Below are 3,817 nucleotides of genomic sequence, written 5' to 3'. Positions count from 1 at the left end.
GGATGCGCGCCGCCCGCGACGGGGCGGCATAGGCATCGATCGCGTTCAGCCGCTCGTGGATCTCGCCGATATGATGAAGATCCTCGCAGGATTCCTCCTCGGCGAGCAAAGCCGCGCGCTCGACGTCGGCGGCAAGCACCGTCTCGAACGGCGTCCCGGGGCCGGCCGGCGCCTCCTGCGCGATATAGCCGATCCGCGAACCGCGCGGCATCTCCGCCGCCCCTTCGTCAGGATCGAGCAGCCCCGCGATGACGCGCACCAGGGTCGATTTGCCGGCGCCGTTGCGGCCGACCAGCCCGACCCTGCTGCGCGGCGGCAAGGAAGCCGAGGCGCCGTCGAGGATCGATCGCCCGCCAAGGCGAACCGTGATTCCGTTGAGTGAAAGCATGGCGCGCCGTTACCATGATGTCCGGCGCGCCGCGATCATTTTGTCCCCCTGATCGTATAATCGATCCGGATACGGACCCAGGCACCGACCATCACCTTGCCGCCGATGCGGGGCGGCATCACGCGGAATTGCCATGCCGCCTGGCGGACCGCGCCGGCGAGGCCGGAGCCGGCGGGCGATTGCGCGATCTCCTGGCAATTCTCGACCCGATAGCCGGCAACCGTCTGGCAGGCGATCATCCCCCACCCTTTCGGTGGCCTGCCCGGCGGGAGATAGAAGGCGAGCTCGGCGTCCGTCGGGCGGCGATACCAGCGCGCGTTGTAGAGCGTCTCGCCGTTCGGACCCGCGCCGGGCCCGGTGGAATCGTCGGTTTCCCCGCTGTCCGCGCTGCCTTCAACGGCGCCGCTGCCCTTCTCTGCGGCGCGGGGCGGGAAGCGGGCGATATCGGCGCTCGCCATCTGCTCGCGAGTCAGCGGGATCACCTGCGACCAGATCGAGGAAGCGGGGGGCGGCAGATTATCGGGCAACTCGGTCGCGGTCGGCGCCGTCTCCGTCCGCGAGGTTGCGCTTGCCTCTGGACGCGCCTTCGTGGACCGGGCCGGCGTCGGGACGTCCGGCGCTGCCGGGATCAGATCGACGATGGTCGCAAGCGGCGGCTCCTTGCGCGGTACGGGCGGGGCGAGCCGCAACAGCATGCTCAACAGCAAGAGGTGAAGCACGACGACCAGCGCCATGATCGCTGGGCGTGGGGGAGCGGAAACTTCGCGCGGGGCGAATAAAGGTGGGAAGGGCGCGAGGCGCATCTGGCGATTGCCTAGACGGAGCCACGGGACCCCGCAACTTCAGACGAGCAGCGGCCCGCAGCGAAAGGCATAGCGCGCCACCCACGTGGCCGCGACGGCCAGGATCAGCAATCTCCAGCGCGGCAGGCCGAAACGAGGATGACAGTGGCTTCGGCCGGTCGCGCAGGAACGGCTTGACTTAATATTAGAATAGTCTAAATTAGGGATTTCTAACAGACAGGCAAAACCATGTTGCAGCAACTCGCCATTTCACCATCGGACATGGCCGCCAAAGCCGGGGAGGCTGCGGCGCTGATGAAGGCGCTGTCCAACGAGCATCGCCTGCTGATCCTTTGCCACCTGAGCGCCGCCGACGAGCTGTCCGTGGGCGAACTCGTCCGGCAGATCGGCCTCAGTCAGTCGGCCCTGTCGCAGCATTTGGCGAAGCTCCGCCAGGAGGGGCTCGTCGGTTTCCGTCGCGAGGCGCAGACTCTATTCTATCGTGTCGCCGATGCCCGGGCCGGCCAAATTCTGCAGGTCCTGCGCGACATCTTTTGCCCGGAGCTCGGTGCGGCCGGGCGATCAGGAACAACCCTTATGGCTGGAGGGCGTGCGCCGCGCGACGATAGCGGAACAGGAGGGTGACCATGTCCGGCGATCCGCATCTCCGTCAAGCGAAGCAACAGGTCGGGCGCACGCGCCGGGGCGAGATCTCCGCACCGGTCGTCACGACCTTCTTCGACGAGCGCACCTTCACCGCGACCCATGTCGTCCACGACCCGATCACCAAGTCGGCGGCCGTCATCGATAGCGTGATGGACTTCGATCAGGCCGCCGGACGAATTTCGTTCGAGACCGCCGACCGCGTTGTCGAGCATCTCCGTTCGGAAGGTCTTGTGCTCGATTGGCTGCTCGAAACCCACGCCCACGCCGATCATCTCTCGGCGGCGCCCTATATCCAGCAAAGGCTCGGCGGGCAGATCGCGATCGGAGAGCAGATCCGCGTCGTTCAGCAGATGTTCGGCAAGATCTTCAATGAAGGAACCGAATTCGCGCGGGACGGCTCGCAGTTCGACCGGCTGTTCCGCGACGGCGACAAATTCGATCTCGGCACTATTCCGGCAATCGCGCTCCACGTGCCCGGCCACACGCCCGCCGACATGACCTACGTCATCGGCGACGCAGCGTTTGTCGGGGATACGTTGTTCATGCCCGATTACGGCACCGCCAGAACCGATTTCCCCGGTGGTGACGCGCGCCAGCTCTACAAGTCGATCCGCCGGCTCCTGGCGCTGCCCGACGAAACCCGCGTGTTCCTCTGCCACGATTACAAGGCGCCGAACCGCGACTTTTATGCTTGGGAAACGACGATCGCCGCCGAGCGTGCCGCGAACGTCCACATCCATGAAGGGGTCAGCGAAGACGCGTTCGTGGCCATGCGCACGGCGCGGGACGCGACGCTTGCGATGCCGCGCCTGATCTTGCCTTCGGTGCAGGTGAACATGCGCGCCGGCAATCTGCCAGAGCCGGAGGCCAATGGCGCACGCTATTTGAAGCTCCCGCTCAACACCTTGTGAGGATCTTGCGATGCTCGAACCGCTCTCTCCCCTGATTGCCCTTGCAGGCGGGCTGCTGCTGGGCGCCGGCGCCGCGATGCTGCTGCTCGTGACCGGCCGCATCGCCGGCGTCAGCGGCATGTTTGCGAGCCTCGTCCGCATTTCCGACGGCGGCCCGCCTTGGCGCGTGGCAGCGGGGTTCGTCATCGGACTTCCGTTGGGTGCCGCATTGGTGTCGATATTCCTCCGCGCACCGGACATCGCAGTGACGTCGTCGGCGCCACTGCTGATCGCTGCCGGTCTGCTCGTCGGCTTCGGCACGCGGCTGGGAGGCGGCTGCACGAGCGGTCACGGCGTCTGCGGGATCAGCCGGCTGTCGCGCCGATCGCTCGTCGCCACGGCGACGTTCATGGCGGCGGCAATGACCACAATTTTCATTGCCCGTCACCTGATCGGAGGTTGAGATGCGTATCGCTCTTTCCGCGCTTGCCGCCGGCCTTCTCTTCGGTGCCGGCCTGGCTCTTTCCGACATGATCAACCCAGCGCGCGTGCTGGCATTTCTCGATGTCGCGGGCCAATGGGATCCCACGCTCGCCTTCGTCATGTTCGGGGCGGTGCTCGCGTCGGCAATCGGCTATTTCGCGTCGCGCCGGCTGCGAGCGCCACTGCTCGAAAAACGCTTCTTCATCCCCGAGACGCGACAGCTCGACGGTCAGCTGATCGGCGGCGCAACCTTGTTCGGGATCGGCTGGGGCCTGGTCGGCTTCTGTCCAGGACCAGCCATCGCGGGGCTGGTCTTTGGCCTTTGGCAGCCTTGGCTGTTCGTTGGCGCGATGGCGGTCGGCATGCTGCTCCAGCGGAGGCTGGCTGCCCCGCGCACGCCAATGGCGTCGCCACTGGCAGCAGATGCGTGAGGAACAGATGACCTCGACGAAGTTCGGTTCACAGTGGCTCCGCCAGGCCTTGATGCACTTTTCACCAAAAGGATTGCCTGGCGAGCGGTCGGCGAAAAAGCGCTCTGGTTGATCGAATATTCGTCGAGCAGCACCGATCTCAGATAAGGGGCCCAGAACTTTCTCAAATGATCGGCA

General features: G+C 65.8%; 6 protein-coding genes. 4 read left to right on the top strand and 2 right to left on the bottom strand.

What is annotated here, in order from left to right; translation table 11 throughout:
- The coding region (locus tag V6M48_RS07550) for an ATP-binding cassette domain-containing protein (RefSeq protein WP_332811923.1) at window positions 1–388 on the bottom strand (388 nt) is incomplete at its 3' end.
- 35 nt (window positions 389–423) lie between these two features.
- A complete protein-coding gene (locus V6M48_RS07545) occupies window positions 424–1,122 on the bottom strand; it encodes a hypothetical protein (protein ID WP_332811922.1) in 699 nt (232 codons plus the stop codon).
- 297 nt (window positions 1,123–1,419) lie between these two features.
- Between V6M48_RS07545 and V6M48_RS07540 the strand changes: the two genes are divergently transcribed.
- Genes V6M48_RS07540 through V6M48_RS07525 form a run of 4 tightly spaced genes read left to right on the top strand, consistent with a single transcriptional unit; the run spans window position 1,420 to window position 3,640 of the window.
- On the top strand, window positions 1,420–1,815 hold the full coding sequence (locus V6M48_RS07540) for an ArsR/SmtB family transcription factor (protein ID WP_332811921.1): 396 nt from the start codon (window positions 1,420–1,422) through the stop codon (window positions 1,813–1,815).
- Window positions 1,816–1,817: 2 nt separating this feature from the next.
- The gene (locus tag V6M48_RS07535; protein WP_332811920.1) at window positions 1,818–2,747 is read left to right on the top strand and encodes an MBL fold metallo-hydrolase; all 930 of its coding nucleotides are present in this window, start codon (window positions 1,818–1,820) and stop codon (window positions 2,745–2,747) included.
- 10 nt (window positions 2,748–2,757) lie between these two features.
- Complete coding sequence (locus tag V6M48_RS07530; protein WP_332811919.1) at window positions 2,758–3,189, top strand: YeeE/YedE family protein; 432 nt, start codon at window positions 2,758–2,760, stop codon at window positions 3,187–3,189.
- 1 nt (window position 3,190) lies between these two features.
- Window positions 3,191–3,640, top strand: a complete 450-nt coding sequence (locus V6M48_RS07525; protein WP_332811918.1) for a DUF6691 family protein — start codon at window positions 3,191–3,193, stop codon at window positions 3,638–3,640.
- Window positions 3,641–3,817: the final 177 nt, after the last annotated feature.

The sequence above is a fragment of the Sphingomonas sp. genome, assembly GCF_036677245.1.
In the GTDB taxonomy this organism is placed as follows: Bacteria; Pseudomonadota; Alphaproteobacteria; order Sphingomonadales; family Sphingomonadaceae; genus Allosphingosinicella.
Note: the sequence above shows the minus strand (reverse complement) of the source record. Positions and strands in the feature narration are given on the sequence as shown.

Coding starts and splice junctions, on each gene's coding strand:
- V6M48_RS07545 (WP_332811922.1), bottom strand. CDS start 1,122: ATGGCGCTGGTCGTCGTGCTTCACCTCTTGCTGTTGAGCATGCTGTTG.
- V6M48_RS07540 (WP_332811921.1), top strand. CDS start 1,420: ATGTTGCAGCAACTCGCCATTTCACCATCGGACATGGCCGCCAAAGCC.
- V6M48_RS07535 (WP_332811920.1), top strand. CDS start 1,818: ATGTCCGGCGATCCGCATCTCCGTCAAGCGAAGCAACAGGTCGGGCGC.
- V6M48_RS07530 (WP_332811919.1), top strand. CDS start 2,758: ATGCTCGAACCGCTCTCTCCCCTGATTGCCCTTGCAGGCGGGCTGCTG.
- V6M48_RS07525 (WP_332811918.1), top strand. CDS start 3,191: ATGCGTATCGCTCTTTCCGCGCTTGCCGCCGGCCTTCTCTTCGGTGCC.